This window comes from Myxococcus sp. CA033 (assembly GCF_013336625.1).
GTDB lineage: Bacteria > Myxococcota > Myxococcia > Myxococcales > Myxococcaceae > Myxococcus > Myxococcus llanfairpwllgwyngyllgogerychwyrndrobwllllantysiliogogogochensis.
Map to the genome: position 1 here is coordinate 189,454 of NZ_JABUMU010000014.1, position 22,378 is coordinate 211,831.

Annotated in this window: 19 protein-coding genes; 8 read left to right on the forward strand and 11 right to left on the reverse strand. The window is 69.3% G+C overall.

Annotated features, from left to right (window positions below):
- Positions 1 to 3 precede the first annotated feature (3 nt).
- A complete protein-coding gene (gene aroF / locus HUA78_RS28495) occupies positions 4 to 1,029 on the reverse strand; it encodes a 3-deoxy-7-phosphoheptulonate synthase (protein ID WP_141648895.1) in 1,026 nt (341 codons plus the stop codon).
- Between the two features lie 190 nt (positions 1,030 to 1,219).
- Between aroF and HUA78_RS28500 the strand changes: the two genes are divergently transcribed.
- Positions 1,220 to 2,473, forward strand: coding sequence for an NAD(P)/FAD-dependent oxidoreductase (locus HUA78_RS28500; RefSeq protein WP_174477579.1), 1,254 nt, complete (start codon positions 1,220 to 1,222; stop codon positions 2,471 to 2,473).
- 255 nt (positions 2,474 to 2,728) lie between these two features.
- On the opposite strand, the gene HUA78_RS28505 is transcribed toward HUA78_RS28500, so the two are convergent.
- The 3 genes from HUA78_RS28505 to HUA78_RS28515 all read right to left on the reverse strand — a co-directional run bounded on the left by HUA78_RS28505 (position 2,729) and on the right by HUA78_RS28515 (position 6,788).
- Complete coding sequence (locus HUA78_RS28505; RefSeq protein ID WP_174477580.1) at positions 2,729 to 3,715, reverse strand: hypothetical protein; 987 nt, start codon at positions 3,713 to 3,715, stop codon at positions 2,729 to 2,731.
- A gap of 156 nt (positions 3,716 to 3,871) precedes the next feature.
- A complete protein-coding gene (htpG, locus tag HUA78_RS28510; protein ID WP_174477581.1) occupies positions 3,872 to 5,839 on the reverse strand; it encodes a molecular chaperone HtpG in 1,968 nt (655 codons plus the stop codon).
- A gap of 148 nt (positions 5,840 to 5,987) precedes the next feature.
- Positions 5,988 to 6,788, reverse strand: a complete 801-nt coding sequence (locus HUA78_RS28515) for an endonuclease (RefSeq protein ID WP_174477582.1) — start codon at positions 6,786 to 6,788, stop codon at positions 5,988 to 5,990.
- Between the two features lie 191 nt (positions 6,789 to 6,979).
- On the opposite strand from HUA78_RS28515, the gene HUA78_RS28520 reads away from it, so the two are divergent.
- The 4 genes from HUA78_RS28520 (at position 6,980) to HUA78_RS28535 (ending at position 11,191) form a co-directional block, all read left to right on the forward strand.
- On the forward strand, positions 6,980 to 8,698 hold the full coding sequence (locus HUA78_RS28520) for a hypothetical protein (protein WP_174457616.1): 1,719 nt from the start codon (positions 6,980 to 6,982) through the stop codon (positions 8,696 to 8,698).
- 78 nt (positions 8,699 to 8,776) lie between these two features.
- Positions 8,777 to 9,562 carry a fatty acid desaturase gene (locus HUA78_RS28525; protein ID WP_174468339.1) on the forward strand — a complete coding sequence of 262 codons (786 nt, stop codon included), beginning with the start codon at positions 8,777 to 8,779 and terminating at the stop codon, positions 9,560 to 9,562.
- A gap of 6 nt (positions 9,563 to 9,568) precedes the next feature.
- On the forward strand, positions 9,569 to 10,561 hold the full coding sequence (msrP, locus tag HUA78_RS28530) for a protein-methionine-sulfoxide reductase catalytic subunit MsrP (RefSeq protein ID WP_174477583.1): 993 nt from the start codon (positions 9,569 to 9,571) through the stop codon (positions 10,559 to 10,561).
- Between the two features lie 3 nt (positions 10,562 to 10,564).
- A complete protein-coding gene (locus tag HUA78_RS28535; RefSeq protein ID WP_174477584.1) occupies positions 10,565 to 11,191 on the forward strand; it encodes a sulfite oxidase heme-binding subunit YedZ in 627 nt (208 codons plus the stop codon).
- Positions 11,192 to 11,216: 25 nt separating this feature from the next.
- Here HUA78_RS28535 and HUA78_RS28540 read toward each other — a convergent pair whose 3' ends face one another.
- From HUA78_RS28540 to HUA78_RS28555, 4 genes are all read right to left on the reverse strand, one after another.
- Positions 11,217 to 11,699: a response regulator gene (locus HUA78_RS28540; RefSeq protein ID WP_141648225.1), complete on the reverse strand. Its 483-nt coding sequence runs from the start codon at positions 11,697 to 11,699 to the stop codon at positions 11,217 to 11,219.
- Positions 11,700 to 11,838: 139 nt separating this feature from the next.
- Positions 11,839 to 13,089, reverse strand: a complete 1,251-nt coding sequence (locus tag HUA78_RS28545; RefSeq protein ID WP_174457612.1) for a hypothetical protein — start codon at positions 13,087 to 13,089, stop codon at positions 11,839 to 11,841.
- The gene (locus tag HUA78_RS28550) at positions 13,086 to 15,602 is read right to left on the reverse strand and encodes a TonB-dependent receptor domain-containing protein (RefSeq protein ID WP_371745677.1); all 2,517 of its coding nucleotides are present in this window, start codon (positions 15,600 to 15,602) and stop codon (positions 13,086 to 13,088) included. The genes HUA78_RS28545 and HUA78_RS28550 overlap by 4 nt, the downstream gene beginning before the upstream one ends.
- Positions 15,602 to 17,218, reverse strand: coding sequence for a serine/threonine-protein kinase (locus HUA78_RS28555; RefSeq protein WP_174477585.1), 1,617 nt, complete (start codon positions 17,216 to 17,218; stop codon positions 15,602 to 15,604). The genes HUA78_RS28550 and HUA78_RS28555 overlap by 1 nt, the downstream gene beginning before the upstream one ends.
- Positions 17,219 to 17,522: 304 nt before the next feature.
- Here HUA78_RS28555 and HUA78_RS28560 point away from each other — a divergent pair, with 304 nt between their 5' ends.
- Positions 17,523 to 18,386: an ABC transporter substrate-binding protein gene (locus HUA78_RS28560; RefSeq protein WP_174457610.1), complete on the forward strand. Its 864-nt coding sequence runs from the start codon at positions 17,523 to 17,525 to the stop codon at positions 18,384 to 18,386.
- Positions 18,387 to 18,514: 128 nt separating this feature from the next.
- Positions 18,515 to 18,964: an OsmC family protein gene (locus HUA78_RS28565; protein WP_174457609.1), complete on the forward strand. Its 450-nt coding sequence runs from the start codon at positions 18,515 to 18,517 to the stop codon at positions 18,962 to 18,964.
- A 37-nt stretch (positions 18,965 to 19,001) separates the two neighbouring features.
- On the opposite strand, the gene HUA78_RS28570 is transcribed toward HUA78_RS28565, so the two are convergent.
- Positions 19,002 to 19,472, reverse strand: coding sequence for a helix-turn-helix domain-containing protein (locus HUA78_RS28570; protein WP_174468733.1), 471 nt, complete (start codon positions 19,470 to 19,472; stop codon positions 19,002 to 19,004).
- A 76-nt stretch (positions 19,473 to 19,548) separates the two neighbouring features.
- Here HUA78_RS28570 and HUA78_RS28575 point away from each other — a divergent pair, with 76 nt between their 5' ends.
- Positions 19,549 to 20,811, forward strand: a complete 1,263-nt coding sequence (locus tag HUA78_RS28575; RefSeq protein WP_174477586.1) for an MFS transporter — start codon at positions 19,549 to 19,551, stop codon at positions 20,809 to 20,811.
- Positions 20,812 to 20,888: 77 nt separating this feature from the next.
- On the opposite strand, the gene HUA78_RS28580 is transcribed toward HUA78_RS28575, so the two are convergent.
- Positions 20,889 to 21,248: a DUF3703 domain-containing protein gene (locus HUA78_RS28580; protein ID WP_174477587.1), complete on the reverse strand. Its 360-nt coding sequence runs from the start codon at positions 21,246 to 21,248 to the stop codon at positions 20,889 to 20,891.
- A gap of 16 nt (positions 21,249 to 21,264) precedes the next feature.
- Complete coding sequence (locus tag HUA78_RS28585) at positions 21,265 to 22,179, reverse strand: cation diffusion facilitator family transporter (protein WP_174477588.1); 915 nt, start codon at positions 22,177 to 22,179, stop codon at positions 21,265 to 21,267.
- Between the last annotated feature and the right edge of the window lie 199 nt (positions 22,180 to 22,378).

Consider the following 22,378-nt stretch of genomic DNA (forward strand, 5'->3'; position numbering starts at 1 on the left):
CGCCTATCCCAGCGACACGACTTCGCGGCCCATCGCCCGCGCAATCGCTCGCACTTCGTGCATGGATTTCTCGAACTCGGGGAAGTCCAACGACTGGGCTCCATCCGACTTCGCGCGCGGCGGGTCCGGGTGCACTTCGACGATGATGCCGTCCGCCCCCACCGCCACCGCCGCCCGCATCATCGCCGGCACCGCCTTGCGCACGCCGATGCCGTGCGAGGGGTCCACGAAGACGGGCAGGTGCGAGAGCTGCTTGAGCATGGGCACGGCGTTCAAGTCCAACGTGTTGCGCGTCATCGTCTCGAACGTGCGGATGCCGCGCTCGCAGAGGATGACCTGGGTGTTGCCTCGGGCGACGATGTACTCGGCCGCCATCAACAGCTCCTTGATGGTGGCGGACATGCCGCGCTTGAGCAGCACCGGCTTGCGGCGCTCGCCCACCGCCTCCAGCAAGCTGAAGTTCTGCATGTTGCGCGCGCCAATCTGCAGGATGTCCGTGGCTTCGTCGACCGCGTCCAGCGTCGCGGTGTCCTTCACCTCGGTGGTGACGAGCAGGCCCGTCTCCTTGCGCGCCTCCATGAGCAGCGCCAGTCCGTCACCCTTGAGGCCCTGGAACTCATAGGGGCTGGTGCGCGGCTTGAACGCTCCACCGCGCAGCATGGTGGCGCCCGCCTTCTTCACCGCGTGCGCGGTGGAGAGAATCTGCTCACGCGACTCCACCGAGCACGGGCCGGCGATGACGTGGAACGACGCGCCGCCGATGGTGAGGTCACCCACGCGCAGCTGCGTGTCCTCCGGCTTCACCTCGCGGCTGACGAGCTTGAAGGGCTGGGAGATGGAGACCGCGTCCGCGACGCCGGGCAGCACTCGGAAGGGTTCGGGTTCCACCGCACCGGGGTTGCCGGTGATGCCGATGGCCGTGCGAGTGCCCCCTGGAATCGCGTGCGGTTGCCAGCCACGACGGCGGATCTCGTCGTTCACACGCTCGATGTCCTGGGCCGTCGCGTCTGGTCGCATCACGATCAACATGGGGATACCCGCTTTCTCTCCGCTAATTGACGCCGGGAAGCCGGCGTTGTGAGGCCTCGAGGTTTCGAAACCTCGCCTGCCAGTTCCGCACAGTGTTCGCTCGCGAGCAACCCGGACGACAGTGCCACTTGCGGCTCGCGCTCCAGGCGACCCAGCATGGAGGGGGGCCAGCGCGGATGTGGGAGAGCACGTGTCGAACCCGGACGTCATCGTCGTGGGCGCGGGACTCTCGGGGCTGGCGTGCGCGCGAGCGCTCGTCCAATCCCGCTTGAAAGTGATGCTCCTGGAGGCCGGGGCGGAACCGGGTGGCCGCGTGCGCACCGACGTGCACGAGGGTTTCCTGCTCGACCGGGGATTCCAGGTGTACCTCACGGCCTATCCGGAAGCTCAGCGGATACTGGATGTCGAGGCGCTGAAGCTCCATTGCTTCATGCCCGGAGCAAAGGTGTGGCGGGGCGGGCGGCTGCACACGGTGGTGGACCCGCTGCGGCAGCCCGTGACGGCGCTCGCCCATCTGTTCGGTTCGGTCGGCACCTTCTGGGACAAGCTGCGGGTGTTGGAGCTGCGGCAGCTGGCGCGCTCGGGCGAGGAGGTGGACGTGTGGCTGCGTCCCCAGCGCACGTCGCGGCGCTACCTGGAGGAGCTGGGCTTCACGGAGGAGATGGTGGAGGGCTTCTTGCGGCCCTTCCTGGCGGGCGTTTTCCTGGACCGTTCGCTGATGACGTCCAGCAGGTTCCTCGAGTTCGTCTTCCGCATGTTCTCCTCGGGGGACGCGGGCGTGCCGGAGCAGGGGATGGGCGCGATTCCCGAGCAGCTCGCCGCGAAGCTGCCCCCCGGGTGCCTGCGCGGACACGCACCCGTGGCGGAGGTGTGGGGCCACCGTGCGCGGTTGGCGGACGGGGAGATGGTGGGTGCGCAGGCGGTGGTGGTGGCCGCGGACCCGCCGGCCGCGGCGCGGCTGCTGCCCGGTATGCCGGTGCCGATGATGAACGCGGTGACGTGTCTCTACTTCGCCGCGCCCGCGCCACCGGTGGAGGGGCCCTGGTTGGTGCTCAACGGCGAGGGGCGGGGCGTGGTGAACAACGTGGCGATGATGAGCGAGGTCTCTCCGGCGTATGCGCCGCGCGGACAGTCCCTCGTGTCCGTGTCGGTGCTGGGCGTGTCCTCGGATGGGGAGGCGCTGCGCGCGCGGGTGTGTGAGGAATTGACGGAGTGGTTTGGCGCGGGCGTGGCGGAGTGGCGGCATTTGCGGACGTACTCGCTGCCGTTCGCGTTGCCCGCGCAGACGGTGGAGGCGCTGGAGCCTCCACACCGTCCGGTTCGACTGTCACCCGGGCTCTACGTGTGCGGTGACCATCGGGACAGCGCGTCCATCCATGGCGCGCTGGGCTCGGGGCGCCGCGCGGCCGAGGCCGTGCTCACGGACCTGGGGCTGTACTCGTAGCGGGGGGCAGCGCGCACGGTGGGCACCGCGCTTGCGAGGCGAGCACCGTGTTCGAGCCACATCTCCGCGCGCGTGGGCTCATGCCGCGGCCCAGCGAGCGCCGCGCTCCATCTCGAATCGACGAGCGCGGCGTTCAGGCTTCGGCTCAGCGAGCGCCGCGCTCCATCTCGAATCGACGAGCGCGGCGTTCAGGCTTCGGCTCAGCGAGCGCCGCGCTCCATCTCGAATCGACGAGCGCGGCGTTCAGGCTTCGGCTCAGCGAGCGCGGTTCTTGCCCTTGCGCTTCGCCGCCCCGCGAGGGGCCTTGGGCGCCTTGGCCTTCGCCGCGGCACCTCGCGTCGCCTTGACCGACGTGGAGCGCTTGGCGCTCACCGTCGCACCGTGTCGCTTGCGGCTGAGGGCTCCCCCAGACCGCTTGCTGGTCGCGGTAGGACGCCGCCGCTTCGCGGCCTCGGCCGCGCGCTCCGCACGAGGTGCCTTCGCGGCGCTCTTGCCACCCGCCTTCGCACCCGCGCGCTTCACGGCCTGCTTCCCACGCGCCTTGCCGCTTCCCACCTTGTGACGGGCGTTCTTGCGCGCACGGCCCTTCGTCTCCTCGCCCACACTCGCCGGAGCCGCGCTCACGGTGGGCGCCACGGGGGCCTTCGCGACGGGCGCCACTTCCCGCACCACCGCGACGCTGGCGGTGACCGGCACGGCGACGCTCGCCGCCGGAGCCACGGGCGCCGTCCTGGCACGCGTCACCGTTCGCCGGGGGCCCGTCGCGGCAGCTCGCTTCGCCCGGGGCGGCGGCGCACCCAGCAGGTCCTCCGCGGCGCCGGCCTCCTCCGTCCACTGCAAGGGGAACGACTCCGCGGTCAGCGGACCCGAGGCCAGGAGCAACGGCGCCGCCAGCTCATCCGCGCCAGAGGCCACGGCCGCCATCGCCGTCACGAGGCTGAGCGTCGTGGGCGCCGCGCCACCCAGCGGATAGAGCGCCACCGAGCCCATGTCATTCCAGCCCACCACCAGATAGCGGAAGGCATCCGGGTGGCGCGCGCGCAGCGTGCTCATCACCAGGACGAAGGCGTTGAAGCCCCCGTCATCGAAGCGCACCAGCCACTGGTTGCCGAGCGGCTGACGCACGCGCCGGCGGGGCTTGCTGAGCTCGGCTCGGACCACTCCCTGGATGGCGGCGCGCGCCGAGGGGGCCGCCGTCGGAAGGATGTCGCAAGTGAAGACGGCGAAGGAGGTCTGGGACATCCGGCCATCATTCCCTATCACTCACAAGGCTGTCTAATGCCGCGGCCTCGATTTGCGCGAAAGGTCACCAGCGCTGTCCACCAGACGTCGGCGGAACAGTCCCGCCACGGACCTCCAGCCCCGGATAAGCAGGGCGGAGGTCCATGGCCGCCGCCGTCAGCTCGCGGCCTGCGTGGGCACCGCCGGGGCCGGAACCTCGGGCACCGGCGCCTTCGCGGCCTGCCCCGCCACCTGCGTCAGCAGCGCCGTCAGCCGACGCGCGAAGCGGTTCGGGTCGGAGATGGTGCTGCCCTCGGTGAGCAGCGCCTGGTCATGCAAGAGTTCAATCCACTCGGACACCTGCGCCTGCGCGGGGTCCTTCTCGTGCACGGCCTTCAGGTGCTCGATGACCGGGTGCTTGGGATTGACCTCCAGGATGCGCTTCACGCGCGGCATCCCCTTGCCCCGCTGCTGGAGCAGCCGCTCCAGGTACGCCGGCGAGCCGCCCTCCGGCACCACGAGGCACACCGGCGAGTCCGTCAGGCGGTCCGACACGCGCACCTCGCGCACCGAGTCCTGCAGCACGTCCTTCATCTTCGCGGTGAGTCCCTTCAGCCCCTCCGAGTTCTGCTCGTGCTCCTTCTTCTGCTCGTCGGTGGACTGCAGCTTCAGGTCCGCCTGGAGCGCGGACACCAGCGGCTTGCCCTGGAACTCGCGCAGCCCCTGCGCGGCCCACTCGTCCACCGGGTCCGTCATGAAGAGGACCTCGTAGCCGCGCTGCTTCAGCGCCTCCAGGTGCGGGCTGTCCTCCACCGCCTTCCGGGACTCGCCGTACATGTAATAGAGCGCCTCCTGGCCCTCCTTCATGCGCGACACGTAGTCCGAAAGCGACGTCAGCCCCTCCTCGCGAGAACTCTCGTAGCGCAGGAGGCCGCCCAGCTTGTCCTTGTGCTCGGCCTCGGTGGCCAGGCCCTCCTTGAGCACCGTGCCGAACGACTTCCAGAACGCCGTGTAGTCCTCGGGCTTGTCCTTGGCCAGCTTCTCCAGGAGGTCCAGCGACTTCTTCACCACGTGCTTGCGGATGGCGCGCACCACCTGCGAGTCCTGGAGCAGCTCGCGCGACACGTTCAAGGGCAGGTCATCCGAGTCGATGACGCCGCGCACGAAGCGCAGCCACTGCGGCACCAGCTCCTCGCAGCGGTCCATGATGAACACGCGCTTGACGAACAGCCGCACCCCGCGCTGCTGCTGCGCGTTCAAGTCGAACGGCGGGTTCTTCGGCACGAAGAGCAGCCCGGTGAACTGCTGGTTGCCGTCCGCCCTGAAGTGCGTCCACGCCAGCGGCACGTCCCAGTCGTGGGTCAGGTGCTTGTAGAACTCCTGGTACTGCTCGTCGGTGATTTCGCTCTTCGAGCGCTGCCACAGCGCGCTCGCCTTGTTCACCACTTCCAGGGCGACTTCCGTCTTCGCGTCGTCCCCCGTCCCGGTGGTCTTCTTCACCTGGAGCTTGATGGGGTGGCCCACGTAGTCGGAGTACTGCGTAATCAGCGAGCGCACCCGCCACTCGTCCAGGAACTCCTTCTGGTCCTCCTTCAGGTGGAGGATGACGGCGGTGCCCCGGGCGGCGCGCTCGGCGGGCTCCACGGTGAAGGAGCCGTGGGCCTCCGAGGACCACTTCCACGCCTGCGAGTCCTTGCCCGCCGCGCGGCTGACGACTTCAACCCGGTCCGCGACGAGGTACGCGCTGTAGAAGCCCACGCCGAACTGGCCGATGAGCTGCACGTCCTTCTGCCCGCGCTGGGTCGCCATCTGGAGGAACTCGCGCGAGCCGGAGTGGGCGATGGTGCCCAGGTTCTTCACCAGCTCGTCATGGGACATGCCGATGCCGGTGTCCTCGATGGTGAGCGTGTTCTTCTCCGCGTCGGGGGTGATGCGCAGCTCCAGCTCCGGCGCGTCCGACAGGAGCTCCGGCTCCGTAATCGCGCGGAAGCGCAGCTTGTCGAGCGCGTCCGACGCGTTCGACACCAGCTCACGCAGGAAGATCTCCTTGTGGCTGTAGAGCGAGTTGATGACCAGGCTGAGGAGCTGGTTGATCTCCGCCTGGAAGGCGTGGGTTTCCCGCTGGGGGGCAGCTTCGACGGTCATGGGTACAGGGCCTCCGGGCGCCCGGGTGGGCGGCAAGCGTCGTCTCCCCATAACCATGGAAAACAGCCTGTCGAGGGGAGGGTGCCCGGGAGCCTGCCGTCGGGCCGGGCCCGTGAAGGCCTGGCACCCGGGTCCCCCCTCGGGTGGGTTACAGGGGAGGGTAGACGGGCGGGTAGTTGTAGCCGAAGTTGCTGTCCCAGTACGTCTGTCCGTTCACCTCGTAGCGGACGTAGTAGGCCGGGGTGCCCGTCCCGGCGGGAATCCGGGCCTGCCAACGCTCCACGCCCTGGGCGTTGGGGCTGGAGACGTAGGAGTAGCCCACGGAGTACCCGGTGGTGAAGGTGGCGGCGACCTGGTGCGAGGTGGCCCACCCGTCCGTGGAGTACACCACGGTGACGTTCTTCGAGTAGGCGAGGTTCTTCACGTCGATGCCGATGTCCACGTCCCCCGTGGGCTGCCAGTAGCTCGTGCCCACCAGCACGTTGGCGCGCGGCAACAGCGGCCCGTCCGCGCGGCCCAGGTGGTAGTTGGCCCCGCCGTTGTTGTCCCAGTACGTCTGGCCATTCACGGTGAACTTCGCCACGAACTCCAAATCCCGCGTCGGCTGGGGCGTCGTCCCCCAGCTCTGGTACTGCCGCGTCACCTTCCACAGCTCCAGCCCCGCGCCCGCATCGCCCGCGTAGGAAGCGGCCAGGTCCGTCCAGGTGCCGTCGGGCTGCTTGTCGTGGATGGCCACCTGCTTCTCGTAGGCCAGGTTCTTCACCACCACGAAGTACGTGACGTCCTGCCACGTCTGCCCGTAGCGGGTGCCCACGGTGCTCACCGCCTTGAGCAGCTTCACCTCGTCCGCCGCGTGCGCGGAGGCCGACGAGAGGCCCACGGCGAGCCCGGCCAGCACGCACAGCGCCGCGCGCCACCGGGAGAGGAGAGAGAGTCGGTTCGTCGTCATGAAAACCTCTTCATGAGCCAGCCCCTCGGCCGGCTCCAGGAACCTGGGGAATCCAGGGCTCTCCCATGTTGGCAGCAGGCCCCGACGCGCGTCGCGTCACGCGTCATGGGACCGTCTGGTTGAAATGTTCTGACGTACACGGGGGCGACGCATTGTTGGGAGGGCGGGCGGGGTTGGAGTAGGGAAGAGCCATGAACCGAACCCTCCTGTCCCTGCTCGGGGCGGTGCTGCTGTCCGGCTCCGCTGTCGCCGAGGAGAAAGCCCCCACCTCGTTCCCCGACGCCGCGGAGCTGCAGCGGCTCACCGCGCGCTTTGTTCCGGTGGAGTTGCGGGTGGACCTGAAGGCCCTGCCCGACAACGAGCGCCGCGCGCTGGCCCGCATCGTCCAGGCCTCGCAGCTGATGGACGCGTTGTTCCTGCGCCAGCGCTGGGCGGGCAGCGAGACGGTGCTGCTGAATCTCTTGAGGGACGAGTCGCCCCTGGGCCGCGCGCGCCTGCACGCGTTCCTGTTGGACAAGGGCCCGTGGAACAGCCTCGACGAGGGGCGGCCCTTCCTGCCCGGCGTGCCCCCGAAGCCGGAGGCCGGCAACTTCTACCCGGCCGGCTCCACCAAGGCGGAAGTCGAGGCCTGGATAAAGGCGCTGCCCGAGGCGCAGCAAAAGGAGGCCACCGGCTTCTACACCACCATCCGCAAGGGCACCGACGGCAAGTTCATCACCGTGCCGTACAGCGTGGAGTACCAGGGCGAGCTGGCGCTGGCCGCTTCCCTGTTCCGCGAGGCCGCCGCGCTGACGAAGCAGCCCACGCTCAAGGCGTTCCTCACCTCGCGCGCGGACGCGTTCCTGTCCAACGACTACTACGCCAGCGAAGTCGCGTGGATGAAGCTGGACGCGAGCATCGAGCCCACCGTCGGACCCTACGAGGTCTACGAGGATGGCTGGTTCAACTACAAGGCCGCCTTCGAGGCGTTCGTCGGCCTGCGCGACGAAGCGGAGACGGGGAAGCTGTCCAAGTTCAGCGACCACCTCCAGGAATTGGAGAGCAACCTCCCCATCGACCCGAAGCTGCGCAACCCGAAGATTGGCGCGCTGGCCCCCATCCGCGTTGTCAACAGCCTCTTCTCCTCGGGTGACGCCAACCGCGGCGTGCAGACGGCGGCGTACAACCTGCCCAACGACGAGCGCGTCACGGAGGCCATGGGCTCCAAGCGCGTCATGCTGAAGAACGTGCAGGAGGCCAAGTTCGAGCGCGTGCTGGTGCCCATCTCCAAGGTGGCCCTGTCCGCGAAGGACCAGAAGGACGTGGCCTTCGATGCCTTCTTCACGCACATCCTGATGCACGAGCTGATGCACGGCCTGGGGCCGCACAACATCACCGTGGGCGGCAAGGCGACGACGGTGCGGCAGGCGCTCCAGGTGGCCTCCAGCGCGCTCGAGGAGGCCAAGGCGGACATCTCCGGCCTGTGGGCGCTCCAGCGGCTGATGGACACGGGGGTCATCGACAAGTCGATGGGCCGCACCATGTACACGACGTTCCTGGCCTCCGCGTTCCGCTCCATCCGCTTCGGCACGGACGAGGCGCACGGCAAGGGCGTGGCCCTCCAACTCAATCACTTCCTCGACACCGGGGCGGTGAAGGTCAACGCGGATGGCACCTTCTCCGTGGTGCCGGAGAAGATTCAGCAGTCCGTCGCCTCCCTGACGAAGCAGTTGATGGAAATCCAGGGCAGGGGTGACCGGAAGGCCGCCGAGGCCCTGCTGGCGAAGATGGGCGTGGTGCGGCCTCCGGTGCGCAAGGTGCTGGAGCGCCTGAAGGACGTCCCGGTGGACATCGCGCCCCACTACGTCACGGCGGACGAACTCGTTCGCGAGGCCACCGCACCTGCGGCCGACGCCGGCGTGCGGAAGTAGCCACGGTCGCTGGTTCGCCCCCACGCGCGGTGCGTTTCCCGTGCGCGGCGGGCGGACCGGCCCCATGAGTCAGGAGAGATGGAGAACTCGGCCCGCTATCGCTCGGCCCCGCCTGGCCCCTGGGGCATCCTCGTCGCGCTCGTCATCCTGGGCGCGTGGGGAACGCACCTGTCGTGGATGCTGTTGTCGCCCGAGCTGCCCTGGGACTCCCCGCTCACCTGGCTGCATGTCGCCTTGCAGGCATGGCTGTGCACCGGCCTGTTCATCACCGGCCATGACGCCATGCACGGCACGGTGGCCCGACAGTCCTGGGTGAACGAGACGGTGGGCACCGTCGCCTGCTTCCTCTTCGCCGGCCTGTCGTACCGCCGACTGGTGCTCAACCACCACGCCCACCACGAGCAGCCCACGGGCGACGCGGACCCGGACTTCTCCACCCGCACCCAGTCCTTCTGGCCGTGGCTGGGGACGTTCATGGCCCGCTACACCACGCTCCCGCAGCTGGGGGTGATGGCGGCCAAGTTCAACATCTTCGTCTTCATGGGAGTCTCCCAGCCGCGCATCCTCGCGTTCTGGGTGCTGCCCGCCGTGCTGGGCACGCTGCAGCTCTTCTACTTCGGCACCTACCAGCCGCACCGGCGCCCGGAGACTCCGGACATGGCGCCCCACCACGCGCGCACCCTGCCGCGCAACCACCTGTGGGCCATGCTGTCCTGCTTCTTCTTCGGCTACCACTGGGAGCACCACCAGTCCCCTGGCACGCCCTGGTGGCGACTGTGGCGGGTCAAGGACGCCCGCGCCGACGCGTCGCGCGCAGCCTCCACCGCCCGCGATGTAACCGCCGGACGGGTGGGCCCGTTATAAAGGGGCATGAGCGACAAGCCGCCCGTGGAGCCGCCCGGCTCCGAAGTCACCCCTGAACCGCTCTACCTCCGCCGCCGCGAGCTCCTGAAGAACGCGGGCCTGTTCGCCGGCACCGCCGCCGCCGTCGCGGGGGGCCTGTACCTCCTGAGCGGCAAGCAGCGCCGCGCCATGGACGCCTATGTCCCGGACGCGGGGCAGGTGACGGGGCCCGTGGCGAAGGCGACGGGCGTCTTCGACACGGACGAGCCGCGCACGCCGTACGAGGACGTCACCACGTACAACAACTTCTACGAGCTGGGGCTCGACAAGAACGACCCGGCCCGGCTCGCGCACCTGCTCAAGCCCCGGCCGTGGACCGTCACGCTCGACGGCGAGGTGCACGAGCCCCAGACGGTGGACATCGACCAGCTGCTCTCCTGGTTCTCCATGGAGGAGCGCGTCTACCGGATGCGCTGCGTGGAGGCCTGGTCCATGGTGATTCCGTGGCTGGGCTTCCCGCTGGCCGCGCTGCTCGCCCGGGTGAAGCCCACCAGTCACGCGCGCTACGTGTCCTTCACCACGCTGATGGACCCGGAGCAGCTCCCCGGCCAGACGCGAGCGGTGCTGGACTGGCCCTACGTGGAAGGGCTGCGGCTGGACGAGGCCCTGCACCCGCTCACCTTCATGGCCATGGGCCTGTACGGCCGGCAGCTCCCCGCGCAGAACGGCGCGCCGCTGCGGCTCGTCGTCCCGTGGAAGTATGGCTTCAAGGGCATCAAGTCCATTGTCCGCATCAGCCTCACTCGCGAGCAGCCCTTCACCACGTGGAACCTCGCGGGGCCGGAGGAGTACGGCTTCTACGCCAACGTGAACCCCGCCGTGGCACACCCGCGCTGGAGTCAGGCCACCGAGCGGCGCATCGGCGAGGGCTTCGAGCGCCGCCCCACGCTGCCCTTCAACGGCTACGCCAAGCAGGTGGCCCACCTCTACACGGGGTTGGACCTGCGGAAGAACTACTGAGCCATGGCCTCGCCTCCGCATCCCTGGCTCAACCCCGCGCTCGCCGTGGGCGGCCTCGCGCCCCTGGCGCTCCTCGCCGTGCAGGGGCCTCAAGGCGCGCTGGGGCCCAACGCGGTGGAGACGGCGCTCAACCAGACGGGGCTGCTCGCGCTGGTGCTGCTGCTGGCGTCGCTTTCATGCACGCCGCTGCGAATCGTCACCGGGTGGACGTGGCCCGCGCGCATCCGCCGCACGCTGGGCCTGTTGGCCTTCACGTATGCGTGCGCGCACTTCCTCACGTACCTCGTGCTGGACCAGGGCCTGTCGCTGAAGGCGCTGCTGGAGGACCTGGTGAAGCGCCCCTTCATCACCGTGGGCTTCACCGCGCTGGTGTTGCTGGTGCCGCTGGCCGTCACCTCCACGAACCGTTGGGTGCGCCGGCTGGGCTTTCCCCGGTGGCAGCGGCTGCACCGGCTGGCCTACGTGGCCGCGGTGCTGGGCGTGGTGCACTTCGTGTGGCGGGTGAAGCAGGACGTCACCGAGCCGCTCGTCTACGGCGCGGTGCTGGCGCTGCTGTTCGCGGTGCGCGTGAGAGAGGCGATGCGAAAACGCCGGGCCCGCACCGCTTCGGCGGCCCGGAACCCGGCGTGAGTGACGGCGCGAGCCGCTTGGGGGACTACTTGCGCGGCAGCGGGAGGATGGTGTCCACCAGCGTCATGAGCTGTGCGCAGCTCACCGGCTTGCGGACGAAGGCGCTGATGCCGGCCTTCTGACCCAGGGCGCGGACCTCCGCCACGTTCGGGTCACCCGTCATCATCAGGATGGGGACCTTGGCCAGCTTGGGGTTGGCGTTGGCGCGAATCTGCGCCGCGAAGTCGGCGCCGTTCATCCCGTCCATGTGGAAGTCGGTCAGGATGAGGTCGATGGTCTCCGCCTCGGCGACCTTCAGTCCCTCTTCGGCGGACTCCGCCTCCAGGAACTCGAAGTTGCGGGCCATCAGGTAGATTTTCAGCAGCGTCCGGATGGAGCGGCTGTCATCCACCAGCAGGACACGCTGGGGCACCGCGCCCGCGGTGGTCCGGCCTCCCAGAGGGCGCGCCGGGTCCGTCGTGGTGCGGTTGGGTACGGGCTCTGGGGAGGGGAGGGTGCCGGCCTTCATCGGATCATCAACCTCTGGTGGGGCTGTCCCCCTGGAGACCCAATCATGTTGACGGAAGGACATGCCGAAGTCAAAGCACCGTCCTTCCTCTCGTTTTTCGAACGTGGGGCGTCCCATACCCCACTTGACGAAGCGGGAATCAGGGGGCCTCGAGCACGAACGCCTGGCTCTCCACCCCGGTCAACCCGATGCCCGTGGCAATCGCGGGCGCCAGCTCGTTGGGCACGCGCCACGTCTGTCCGGTGGATTGGATCAGCACCACCGAGTAACGCCCCTTCGGCAGTCCCTCCAACCGCGCGGGAGCGGCCGGGTCCCGAGCATCCAGGGCGACCGCCTGCACGCCGATGTGCAGCTCCGCCACGGGGACGGGCGTCATGCGCGGGTTTCCAGCCTCATCCGTGAGCGCCGGGTAGAGCGCGTCCGGCACGAGCGCCGCCGCCAGCACCACCAGGTCCGGCTGACCATCGCGGGTGCCGTCGGCGTGCGGATAGTCGGTGCCATTCGCATCGAGGATGCCGTTGCGGTCCAGGTCGTTGTCCTCGAGCAACCCGGGGGAGTCCGCCAGCTTGCGCACGACGACGCGCGGCCAGAGGTCGCCGAATCCGTCGCGGTTGGCGTCATCCGGGACGCCGTCGCGGTTAGCGTCCACGTAGCTGACGAGGAACGCCTTGGGGCGCTGCTCCACCGCGCCGCCCTCGATGCTCTGGGGCACCAGGCGCAGCACCTTGGGCGGCCCGCCCGCGGTGAGCACGGCGTCTCCGCCGACGATGACGCTGGCCTGGAACGCGGGCCGGTCCACCGGCACCTGCGCGCTCGCCTGAGAGAAGCTCACCGTGACGTTGGTGAGGGGCAGGGGATGGCCCTCCTGGTCCACGGCGACCTCCAGCGTCAGGGGGACGCCGGTGGTGGGGTCCACGGCGGCGCCGCCGACGTCACCCTGGTTGGGCTCGCTGGTGACGCCGTACCAGGGATTGAAGTCGGAGAAGTGGCAGGGCGTCGCGCCGGAGCGGCAGGAGTCCACGTCGATGAAGCCGCGCAGCGTGTAGCGCCCCGCCGCGACGAGGCTGAGCGAGAACGGCGCGGTGAAGGGGCCGGGCGCGTCGGTGCCGAGCGCCGGGCCGAAGAGCTGCTCGGCCGGAACGACGGTGAAGGCGATGGGGCGGCCCGTGCCCTGCGGCGGAGGTGGCCGGTCCGCGTCGTAGATGAACACCACCGCGTTGCCCCGCGAGCGCGACTGCACGACGAGGCTGCCCTCGATGCGGGCGGTGTGGATGTTCTGCCGTCCGTCCGCGGTGGGGACCACCGTGGGGGACTCGCAGCCCGCGACGAGCAGGGACGCGGCGAGGACGCCTCCCAGCGACTGCTTCCAGGAAGGGAGGGTGCGGCTCATGGAGTCACCGTCAGCGTCGCGTAGACGCGCCGCTCGATGCGGTTGCCGAAAGGATGTTGGGAGTGAGCGGAGCCGAGCTGGCTGCCCACCAGCGCGACGTCCACCGTGTTCTTCACCGCCGCGTAGCCGACGCGCGCGTTGATGACGGCGTAGGCGCCCAGCGGGTTGGACAAGAGCTCGATGCGGGTGGGGTCCGACGCGGCGGGCTCGCGCTCAATCCACGTGGTGGACGAGGTGTAGGCCACGTCCACGCCGAACTCCAGGTCCGCCTTGGTGCGGTAGGTGACGCCACCGTACAGCTTGAGCTGCGGCGCCTGGCTGCACGGCCCACACGCCTCCTTCTCCTCCAGGTCCGACGTCACGTTCTGGAAGGCGGCGCTCGCCTTGATGCCCAGGCCGTCCACGGGGGCCAGGGTGAGGCCCGCTTCCACGCCGCGCGCGGTGTAGATGGAGTCCTCGTTGACGAAGCGCGAGCGGCCGATGAGGTAGTTGCCCGAGGCCGCGTCATACGACTCGCCGGCGGGCAGCCGCTCGAAGGCGGACAGGCCGATGAGGTCCTTCACCCGGTTCTGGTAGAGGGCCACATCCCAGTCCATGCCCAGCTCCGCGGACTCGCCGCGCCAGCCCAGCTCGAAGGCGGTGAGGCGCTCGGGGCGCAGCGCGGTGTTGCCGGTGGTGAGCGCGCTGGCGCCGTTGACGCCCTGCACGGGGACCAGGAGGCGCGTGTAGCTCTCCAGGAACGTCGGCTCACGGAAGGCGGAGGCCGCGCTGATGCGGAACGCGTGGCCTTCAATCGGGATGAACAGCGCGGAGATGCGCGGCGAGTGCGCGAGGCCCGGCGTCCCTGCGTCCAGCAGCGGGTGCCGGTCCACGCGGTAGCTTGCGACCAGGCGCAGGGGCTCGGCCAGCCGCCACTCGTCCTGCACGAAGGCCGCGGCGTGAATCTCCTCGCGCAGCGGGCCCAGGTAGTCCCAGCCCACGCGCTTGAGGCGTCCCTCGACGCCCACGTTGAGCTGGTGCTCGCCGCCCAGTTGGAAGGCGCGCGCGAAGAGCAGCTCGGCGTTGAAGAGGTTGGAGCTGATGTCCGTGCCCAGCGAGCGCTGTCCAATGGGCTCGTACTGGGGACCGGCGCTGCCGGAGATGTGGTTCCAGAACGTCTTGAGCTTGAGCGGCCCCAGCTCCACGTCGCCCTTGGCGTAGGCGCCCAGGCCGTCCATGAAGTAGTTGCGCAAGAGGCCCAGCGGATAGATTTCCGTGGTGTAGCGGTGCACGCCGCCGGACAGGCCCACCTGCTTGTCGTCCGCGAAGGTGTACACGGCGGACAGGGTGGCGCGCGCGCCGCGCATGCCGATGTCCGGGTCCGGGTCCCTGAGCACGATGTCCGGACGGTTGCTGGCGTAGTCGCGGCTCCACTTGTCCGCCTGCGAGTACGCCACCGACGTGCGGTAGCGCAGCGCGCCCGTGTTGCCGTGGCTGAGGAACGAGCCCGCCACGCTGTTGCCGGTGCCGGCCGTGACGTTGAAGCGCGCGCGGGGCCCCGAGCCCGGGGACTGGGTGATGATGTTGATGACGCCCAACATGGCGTTGGCGCCGTACAGCGCGCTGCCCGGGCCGCGGATGACCTCGATGCGCTCGATTTCGTCCAGGCCGATGGGGATGGAGGACCAGAGCGTCAGGCCGAGGAAGTCCTGGTACTCGGTGCGGCCGTCCACCAGCACGAGCACTTTGTTGGCGATGCGCTGGTTGAAGCCGCGCAGCGACACGTTGGCGCTGCCGATGCCCAGCGACATCACGTCCGCGCCAGGCACCCGCCGCAGCAGCTCCGGCAGGCTGGTGGCGCCCGACAGGCGGATGTCCTCGGCGGTGATGACCGTCGTGGCGTTGGGTGCTTCCAGCGAGGACTGGGCACGGCGGCTCGCCGTCACCACGCGCTCCTCGTAGGGCACCGCGCCGTCATCGCCGCTCGCCGCCTCCGCGAGGCCGGGCAGCGCGGACGGGACATACGTGGACGGCGTCGCGGTGCCCGGGCCCGTCGTGGGCATGGTCTCCGCGCGCTCAATCGCCTTCTCCAGCCGCTCCAGGAGCGCGCCCAACTGCTGCTGCGACTGGATGCTGGCGGGCGGGGGCGGCATGGGCAGCGCGGAGTTGTCCTCCGGCTGCGCCGCGGCCTGGCTCGCGCGCTGCTTCTCCTCGAGCGCGGCGATGGTGGCCTCCACGGAGGCCGCGTCCGCCGGACTGCTGGTGACGTAGCGCTTGTAGGCGTCGAGCGCCTCCGCCGTCCGGCCCGCGTCCTGGTACGCGCGGGCGATGTTGTAGAGGACGTTGGGGTGCGGCTTGATGGCGTAGGCCTGCTCCAGCTCGGCGATGCCCTCGTCGTAATCCTTCTTGCCGATGAGGCTCATGCCGTTGCGGAAATGGCGACGCGCTTCGAGACGTGCGTCCGCCAGGACCTGCGTCGCGCACAGACACAGCGCGAGCAGGCCCACTCGTTGAAGGGCTTTGTAGTGTCTCACTAGTACGGGTTGTCCTTGAATTTGTCGTTCGAGTCAGAAGCCCGCGGGGGACGGGGAGGACTCGACTTCTTCTTGAGCTTTTGGGTGACGAGCTGCTTGGTACCGGAGCCCGTGGCGGTGATGGTGACGGGCTGATAGCCGTCCATCGTGAAGGTCAGCACCGCGCTGGCGCTGCCATCGTCGTCCAGGGGCACCTTGAGGTTCAGGGGCGTTTCGCCATGGTCCTTGCCGCGATAGCGCACGCGGGCGCCGCTGGGCTCGCTGGTGATTTCGAAGCGCACCGTGGGGCCATTGCCAGGCACGAGCGGCGCCAGCGCCAGTTCATCATCCGCGGCGCCCAGGGCGGCCGTCGCCGGGGAGTTCGCGGCGGCGGCCGGCCGGGTGGGGACGGCCGGGGGCTGCGTCGGGTTGGCGGGCGCCGTCGCGGTGATGGGGGGCGAGGCCAGGGGCTTGGGCATCGGCGTGGAGGGGCGCAGCGCGAACGCCAGCGCGACGGCGCCGCCCAGCAGCAGCGAGCCGCCGAAGATGGCGAGCGGCACCATGCTCTTGCCGGGCTTCGCGGGTGGCTCCTCGACAGCGATGTCCAGCGCCATGGTGCTGGGGCCGGAGCCGGCGCCAGGCGCGCTGATGGGGCCGCTGCGAGGTCCGCTGCCGACGCCCGTCAGGCGGGGGCCGCTGAAGACGCCGCTGACGCCGACGGCGTGCGCGACTCGGCGCATGGCCTCCAGCACCTCGTCCATGGACTGGTAGCGCTCCACGGGGAGCTTGGCCAGGCACTTCATCACCAGCGCCTCGACCTCGGCGGGCACGGCGTGGCCGGGCCAGATGGCGCCGAAGGGCGGCGGCGGCTCGTTGATGTGCTTGACGATGACGTCGATGCTCTGCGCGGCGAGGAAGGGCGGCTGGCCCATCAGCATCTGATAGAGCACCACGCCCATGCTGTACACGTCGCTGCGCGGGTCGGCGATGTTGCGCGCCTGCTCCGGCGCCATGTACTGCGGCGAGCCGAGGATGATGCCCGCCTGCGTGAGCGACGTGTCCTGCTGCGCCTCACTCTCGCCGATGAAGGACTTCACCAGGCCGAAGTCGAGCACCTTGACGATGTCGTGGTCCGTCTCCTGGTTGAGGACCATGACGTTGGCGGGCTTGAGGTCGCGGTGGATGAGGCCGACCTTGTGCGCCTCGCGCAGCGAGCGGGCGATCTGCTGCGTGATGTTGAGCGCGCGCGCCCACGGAATCGGTCCCATCTGCGTGAGCAACTGGCTGAGCGTGAGCCCATCCAGGTACTCCATCGCGATGTAGTAGATGCCGTCGTCCGTCTTGCCGTAGTCGATGACGGTGACGGTGTTCGGATGGCGCAGCTTCGCGGTGACGCTGGCCTCCAGGAAGAAGCGCTTCTGGAAGCCCGGGTCCTTGCCCTCGTCGTTGTAGTGAGGGTTGAGGACCTTCAGCGCGACCAGTCGGTCCAGTGGCGCCTGCATGGCCTTGTAGACGCGGCCCATGCCACCGGCACCCAGGGTCTCCAGGATGCGGAAGCGCTCATTGAGGACCCGTCCAAGAAGCGGGTCCACCAGCTCGGGTGGGGCGCCATTCGTCGGGGCGTTGCTTTCGATCATGTCTGCCCCCACCGACCGGGAAGGCACACGACGCTCCGGTCGAACATGCGCTGGAATGCTAACACCGCAATCGTCCACTCCCCAAGCGACCTGCCAGGTTGGCGCAGTGCATCAAACGCCGAGAAACCGGCCTGGGCGCGCCAAAGTCCAGCACCGGACATCGTTTGATACGAGGCGTGTGTCAGCTGGGACGGCTGGACTGGCACGGCGAGCGACTGGGAGTGCGAGGGCCTCGAATTCGAGCAGGCGTGGGGGGCGTCTCAAGGGAGCGGCCGAGCGAGGTGGAGCGCGTTAGGGTGGCGTCATGAGCGTCCACCTGACCGAGTTGCTTTCTTCCGCGCCGCCCTACCCGAGGCGGGTGGTGTGCATGACGGAGGAGACGACGGAGGTGCTCTACCGGATTGGCGCGGGGGAGCTGGTGGTGGGCGTGTCGGGCTTCACGGTGCGCCCGCCCGAGGCGCGCAAGAAGCCCCGGGTGTCGTCGTTCCTGGACGCGAACTTCGAGCGGATTCTCGAGCTGAAGCCGGATCTGGTGCTGGGGTTCTCCGACCTGCAGGCGGACCTGGGCCGTGAGCTGTGCAAGCGCGGCGTGCCCGTGTACCTGTTCAACCAGCGCTCGCTCGCGGAGATACTGCAGACGGTGCGGGTGACGGGGGCGCTGGTGGGGCGCGCGGAGGCGGCGGAGAAGCTGGCCGCCGAGCTGACGGCGAACCTCACGCGACACGCGGAGGCGGCGCAGAAGCTGCCGCGACGGCCGCGCATCTTCTTCGAGGAGTGGCACGAGCCGCTCATCTCCGGCATCCGCTGGTGCTCGGAGCTGGTGGAGCTGGTGGGCGGCGAGGACATCTGCCGCGAGTCGCGGGCGTCGCAAGGCGCGAAGGGCCGCATCTTCGAGCCGGAAGAGGTGGCGCGGCGCAACCCGGACGGCGTCATCGCGAGCTGGTGTGGACGCAAGGCGAAGCGGGACAAGATCGCCGCGCGGCCGGGCTGGGCCCAGGTGCGCGCGGTGCTGGATGACCAGCTCTACGAGGTGAAGAGCAGCCTCATCCTCCAGCCGGGGCCGGCGGCGCTGTCGGACGGCGTGGAGCGCCTGGCGCGCATCGTCGCGGCCGTGGCCCGGGGCGAGAAGCTGCCCGTGCCAAAGGGCGCGGACCTGCGCGGGGCGTGAGTCGCGGGCTCGGACCTGTCGTGACGAAGCGCTCCCTCGATGGAGGGAGTGACACGCGGAAGGCGCCTTCGCGCTCACGTCGAGCGCCTATGCTGGATGCCACAGGACACGCGACTCGGAGGTGTGACGTGGAAGGGTTTCCGCTGCGGCTCAAGTGGCAGGGTTCAACCGCGGGCGAGTACAGCCGCGATGCGGTGGCTGGCACGGACGGCAAGCCGGACCTGCTCGTGAGCTCGGGTACGAATTACGGAGGCAATGACGCGCGCTGGAATCCGGAGGACCTGTTGGGCGCGTCGGTGGCGCAGTGCCACCTGCTCACGTTCCTCGCGCTGGCGAAGAAGCTGCGGCTGGACGTGCGCTCCTACGAGGACCAGGTGACGGTGTTCCTGGACACGGTGGAGAAGGTGAAGCGCGTGAACAAGGTGCGGCTCGCGCCGCTCATCCGCGTGGCGCCCGGCACGGACGTGGAGAAGGTGCGTGAGATGTTCGTGAAGGCGCACAAGTACTGCTTCATCGGGCAGAGCATCACCGCCGAGGTGGTGATGGAGCCGACCATCGAAGTGCAGTCGGAGGGGTAGGGCGTGTCGCGGGCCGTGGCTCCGCGAGGGCCACGGTTCACCGCTTCGCGCGAGGCTTCTTCTCCGCGACCTTCTTCACGACGGTATCGGTCGACGTCACGGGGCGGCCACTCTCCGAGCGCACTTCCAAGGCGCGCACCGGTTGCCCCTGCTCCGTGTCCACCAGGACGGAGTGGGCCTCGTCCGGCTGGAAGCAGTGGTGTTCACCCCACTGCCTCAGTCCGACGAGCACCTGGAACAGGTCCCGCCCCTTCCTCGTCAGGACGTACTCGTGGAACGCGCTGCCGTCCGAGGCGGGAACGACCTCCAGGATGCCGTGCGTGACGAGGTGGCGCAGCCGGGTGGAGAGGATGTTCTTCGCCATGCCCAGGCTCTTCTGGAACTCGCCGAACCGGCGCACGCCGTCGAACGCGTCGCGGATGACCAGCAGCGACCACTCGTCGCCGATGATGTCCACGGACCGCTCGACAGGGCACTCCGCCCGACTGGGAGGCTTCTTCTTCGCCATGTCGGGTTGAAATATCAAAACCCCGTCGCTAATTCCGGGTGGTTTCATTTTGAAACCATATTGCGGCGGGTGGTTCATGCGGAGTGGGGCGGAGGCGCGGAGCGCCGAGGGTGGAGACGTGCGCCCGGTGGAGGAGGTGGCCGCTCGGTCGGAGGGTGACGCCGCGCCCCCGCTGTCGCGTGCCGTGATGGCGTTGTTCGCGGTGGCTTGCGGGTTGGCGGTCGCCAACGTCTATTTCGCCCAGCCGTTGTTGGATTCGATGGCGCGGGACCTGGGGTTGCGTCCGGCCCTGGTGGGCATCGTGGTGACTGTCACGCAGGTGGGGTACGGCCTGGGGTTGTTGCTGGTGGTGCCGCTGGGAGACCTGGTGGAGCGTCGCCGGCTCGTCGCGGTGCAGATGTTCTTGTCCGTGTTGGCGCTCGTCGTCGTGGGACTCGCGCCCACGGGGGCGGTGTTGCTCACGGGGCTGGCGGTGGTGGGACTGTTCGCGGTCGTCATCCAGGTGCTGGTGGCCTTCGCCGCGACGCTGGCCGCACCCGCCGAGCGAGGCCGCGTCGTCGGGCTGGTGACGAGCGGTGTGGTGATTGGCATCCTCATGGCGCGCACCGTGGCGGGGTTCCTGTCGGACCTCGCGGGCTGGCGTTCGGTCTATCTGGTCTCGGCGGGGGCCACGCTGTTGCTCGTCGTCGCGCTGGTCCGTGTCCTGCCTCGCGAGCGCGTGAGCACGCACCTGTCCTATTCGGCGCTGCTGCGCTCGGTGTTCACGTTGTTCGTGGAGGAGCCCGTCTTGCGTGTGCGGGCGGTGCTCGCGCTGTTGATGTTCGCCTCGTTCAGCACCTTGTGGACGCCGATGGTGTTGCTGCTTGGAGCGCCTCCGTTCTCGCTCTCGCATTCGCAGGTTGGCCTGTTCGGCCTCGTGGGCGTGGCGGGCGCGCTGGGGGCGTCACGGGCGGGGCGACTGGCCGACCGGGGCTGGGGAAACTGGACCACCAGCGTCGGACTCGTCGTCTTGCTGGTCTCGTGGTGGCCCGTCTCGCTGGCGCCGAAGTCACTGTGGGCGCTGGGCGTGGGCATCGTCGCCCTGGACCTCGCCATCCAGGCCTTGCACGTCACCAACCAGAGCGAGCTGTACGCCGTGCGTCCGGAGGCGCGCAGTCGGCTGGTGGCCGGCTACATGGTCTTCTATTCCATCGGCAGTGGCGCCGGGTCCATCACCTCGACCCTGGTGTTCGCGCACGCGGGCTGGAGCGGCGTGTGCGTCCAGGGCGCGGCCATCGCCGCCGTGGCCCTGCTGTTCTGGGGGCTCACGCGCTTCAGGGCGAAGGAGCCTGCTCGCTGAACCGGTGCCCCGCGCCTGGGGCGTCCCGCGTTTGTCTCATCGCGGTGGCGAACGAGGGTTCGCACGGCACGCGCCCCTCACGGGGCGGGAGGAGCTTCGTGACGCAGCATGACTTGGAGGTCCTCCGGAACGGGCAGGGGCGTGAAGATGCCCACGTTCGAGCCCCCGGTGTTTCCCCGTGGCGCGCGTCCGAGCCAGGACCCGGGCGCGGCCAGCAACAAGCGGGGGAGTTGTCCGAACAGCTCCCGGACGTCACCGTGCCGCCAGGCCCAGACGAACATGGCGCCGTGCACCTGGAGGTGAGGCCATGCATGGGCCTGGCTCAGGACATGGGCACGTTCCAGGAAGTGCCACGCCGCCTGGAAGTCGCCCCGGGTCTGGGACTCGGAGGCGCTTTGGAGTTCGTGGTCGAAATGGGCTCGGAGGGTGGGGTGCATGGGGAGCTGGCGTCGTTCACAGGCAGGGGGAGACAGCGTCGTTGGATGCGAGCGGGCGACAATTCCGGGCCGTGTCCGATTCGAGCTGCAGGGTGACGTGCTCGATGCCGAACCGGTCATGGAGCAGGCGCTTGAGGTGGCTCAGGCGCGAGTCGTCCAGCGGTTGCTCGCTCACGACGAGATGCGCCGTGAGTGCCGCTTCGGTGGTGCTCATGGCCCAGACGTGGAGGTCATGCACCTCGGCGACGCCGGGTGACTGTGTCAGCTGCAGCCGCACGGAAGGCATGTCGATGTTCGCCGGAACGGCATGCAGGGCCAGGTTGACGGAGTCCCGGAGCAGCCCCCAGGTCCCCACGAGGATGAGGAGCGCGATGCCGAGCGTCACCCCGGAGTCCAACCACATCCAGCCGGTGAAGGAGATGAGGGCGCCGGCCAGGACGACGCCGAGCGACACGCCCGCGTCGGCGGCCATGTGCAGGAAGGCGCCTCGGATGTTGAGGTCGCTCTGGCGCCCCTTCCAGAACAGCAGCGCGGTGGCGGTGTTGATGAGCGTACCCACTCCCGCCACGAGCATGACGGTACCCGTGGCGATGGGAGCGGGTTGCCCCAATCGTTGCACCGCCTCCCAGCCGATGACGCCCACCGCGACGAGCAGGAGCAGCGCATTGAGGAGCGCGGCCAGGATGGACGCGCCGCGCAGTCCGTAGGTGTAACGCTCCGTGGGCTTGCGACGGGCCAGCACACTGGCGCCCCAGGCGAGCACCAGCCCGAGCACGTCGCTCAGGTTGTGTCCGGCGTCGGCGAGCAACGCAAGCGAGCCCGAGAGGAAGCCGAAGGTGGCCTCGACGGCCACGAAGACCAGGTTGAGGCCGATGCCCAGCGCGAAGGCCCGGCTATGTGTCGAAGGAGTGTGTTGGTGGGAGCCGGACATGGGCGACGACGCCTCCAAGGCTGAGTGCTCGTGGCGGGCTCGCCCTTCGTGATGAGAGGGGCTGTCCGCCTTCACCCAGGAAGACGCCCGCTCCTGGTCGGGATTACACCCGGGTTTTTCGGTGGGGACCTTTCGCCTCGGAAGAGGCGACGCCGCACTCCAGGGACTGTCACTCCGAGCGACCCGACGAGCGACCGAG

What these genes read in the sequence shown, in the direction of transcription:
- aroF (WP_141648895.1), bottom strand. Translation starts at nt 1,029, where the DNA reads ATGTTGATCGTGATGCGACCAGACGCGACGGCCCAGGACATCGAGCGT.
- HUA78_RS28505 (WP_174477580.1), bottom strand. Translation starts at nt 3,715, where the DNA reads ATGTCCCAGACCTCCTTCGCCGTCTTCACTTGCGACATCCTTCCGACG.
- htpG (WP_174477581.1), bottom strand. Translation starts at nt 5,839, where the DNA reads ATGACCGTCGAAGCTGCCCCCCAGCGGGAAACCCACGCCTTCCAGGCG.
- HUA78_RS28515 (WP_174477582.1), bottom strand. Translation starts at nt 6,788, where the DNA reads ATGACGACGAACCGACTCTCTCTCCTCTCCCGGTGGCGCGCGGCGCTG.
- HUA78_RS28520 (WP_174457616.1), top strand. Translation starts at nt 6,980, where the DNA reads ATGAACCGAACCCTCCTGTCCCTGCTCGGGGCGGTGCTGCTGTCCGGC.
- HUA78_RS28525 (WP_174468339.1), top strand. Translation starts at nt 8,777, where the DNA reads ATGGAGAACTCGGCCCGCTATCGCTCGGCCCCGCCTGGCCCCTGGGGC.
- msrP (WP_174477583.1), top strand. Translation starts at nt 9,569, where the DNA reads ATGAGCGACAAGCCGCCCGTGGAGCCGCCCGGCTCCGAAGTCACCCCT.
- HUA78_RS28535 (WP_174477584.1), top strand. Translation starts at nt 10,565, where the DNA reads ATGGCCTCGCCTCCGCATCCCTGGCTCAACCCCGCGCTCGCCGTGGGC.
- HUA78_RS28540 (WP_141648225.1), bottom strand. Translation starts at nt 11,699, where the DNA reads ATGAAGGCCGGCACCCTCCCCTCCCCAGAGCCCGTACCCAACCGCACC.
- HUA78_RS28545 (WP_174457612.1), bottom strand. Translation starts at nt 13,089, where the DNA reads ATGAGCCGCACCCTCCCTTCCTGGAAGCAGTCGCTGGGAGGCGTCCTC.
- HUA78_RS28555 (WP_174477585.1), bottom strand. Translation starts at nt 17,218, where the DNA reads ATGATCGAAAGCAACGCCCCGACGAATGGCGCCCCACCCGAGCTGGTG.
- HUA78_RS28560 (WP_174457610.1), top strand. Translation starts at nt 17,523, where the DNA reads ATGAGCGTCCACCTGACCGAGTTGCTTTCTTCCGCGCCGCCCTACCCG.
- HUA78_RS28570 (WP_174468733.1), bottom strand. Translation starts at nt 19,472, where the DNA reads ATGGCGAAGAAGAAGCCTCCCAGTCGGGCGGAGTGCCCTGTCGAGCGG.
- HUA78_RS28575 (WP_174477586.1), top strand. Translation starts at nt 19,549, where the DNA reads ATGCGGAGTGGGGCGGAGGCGCGGAGCGCCGAGGGTGGAGACGTGCGC.
- HUA78_RS28580 (WP_174477587.1), bottom strand. Translation starts at nt 21,248, where the DNA reads ATGCACCCCACCCTCCGAGCCCATTTCGACCACGAACTCCAAAGCGCC.
- HUA78_RS28585 (WP_174477588.1), bottom strand. Translation starts at nt 22,179, where the DNA reads ATGTCCGGCTCCCACCAACACACTCCTTCGACACATAGCCGGGCCTTC.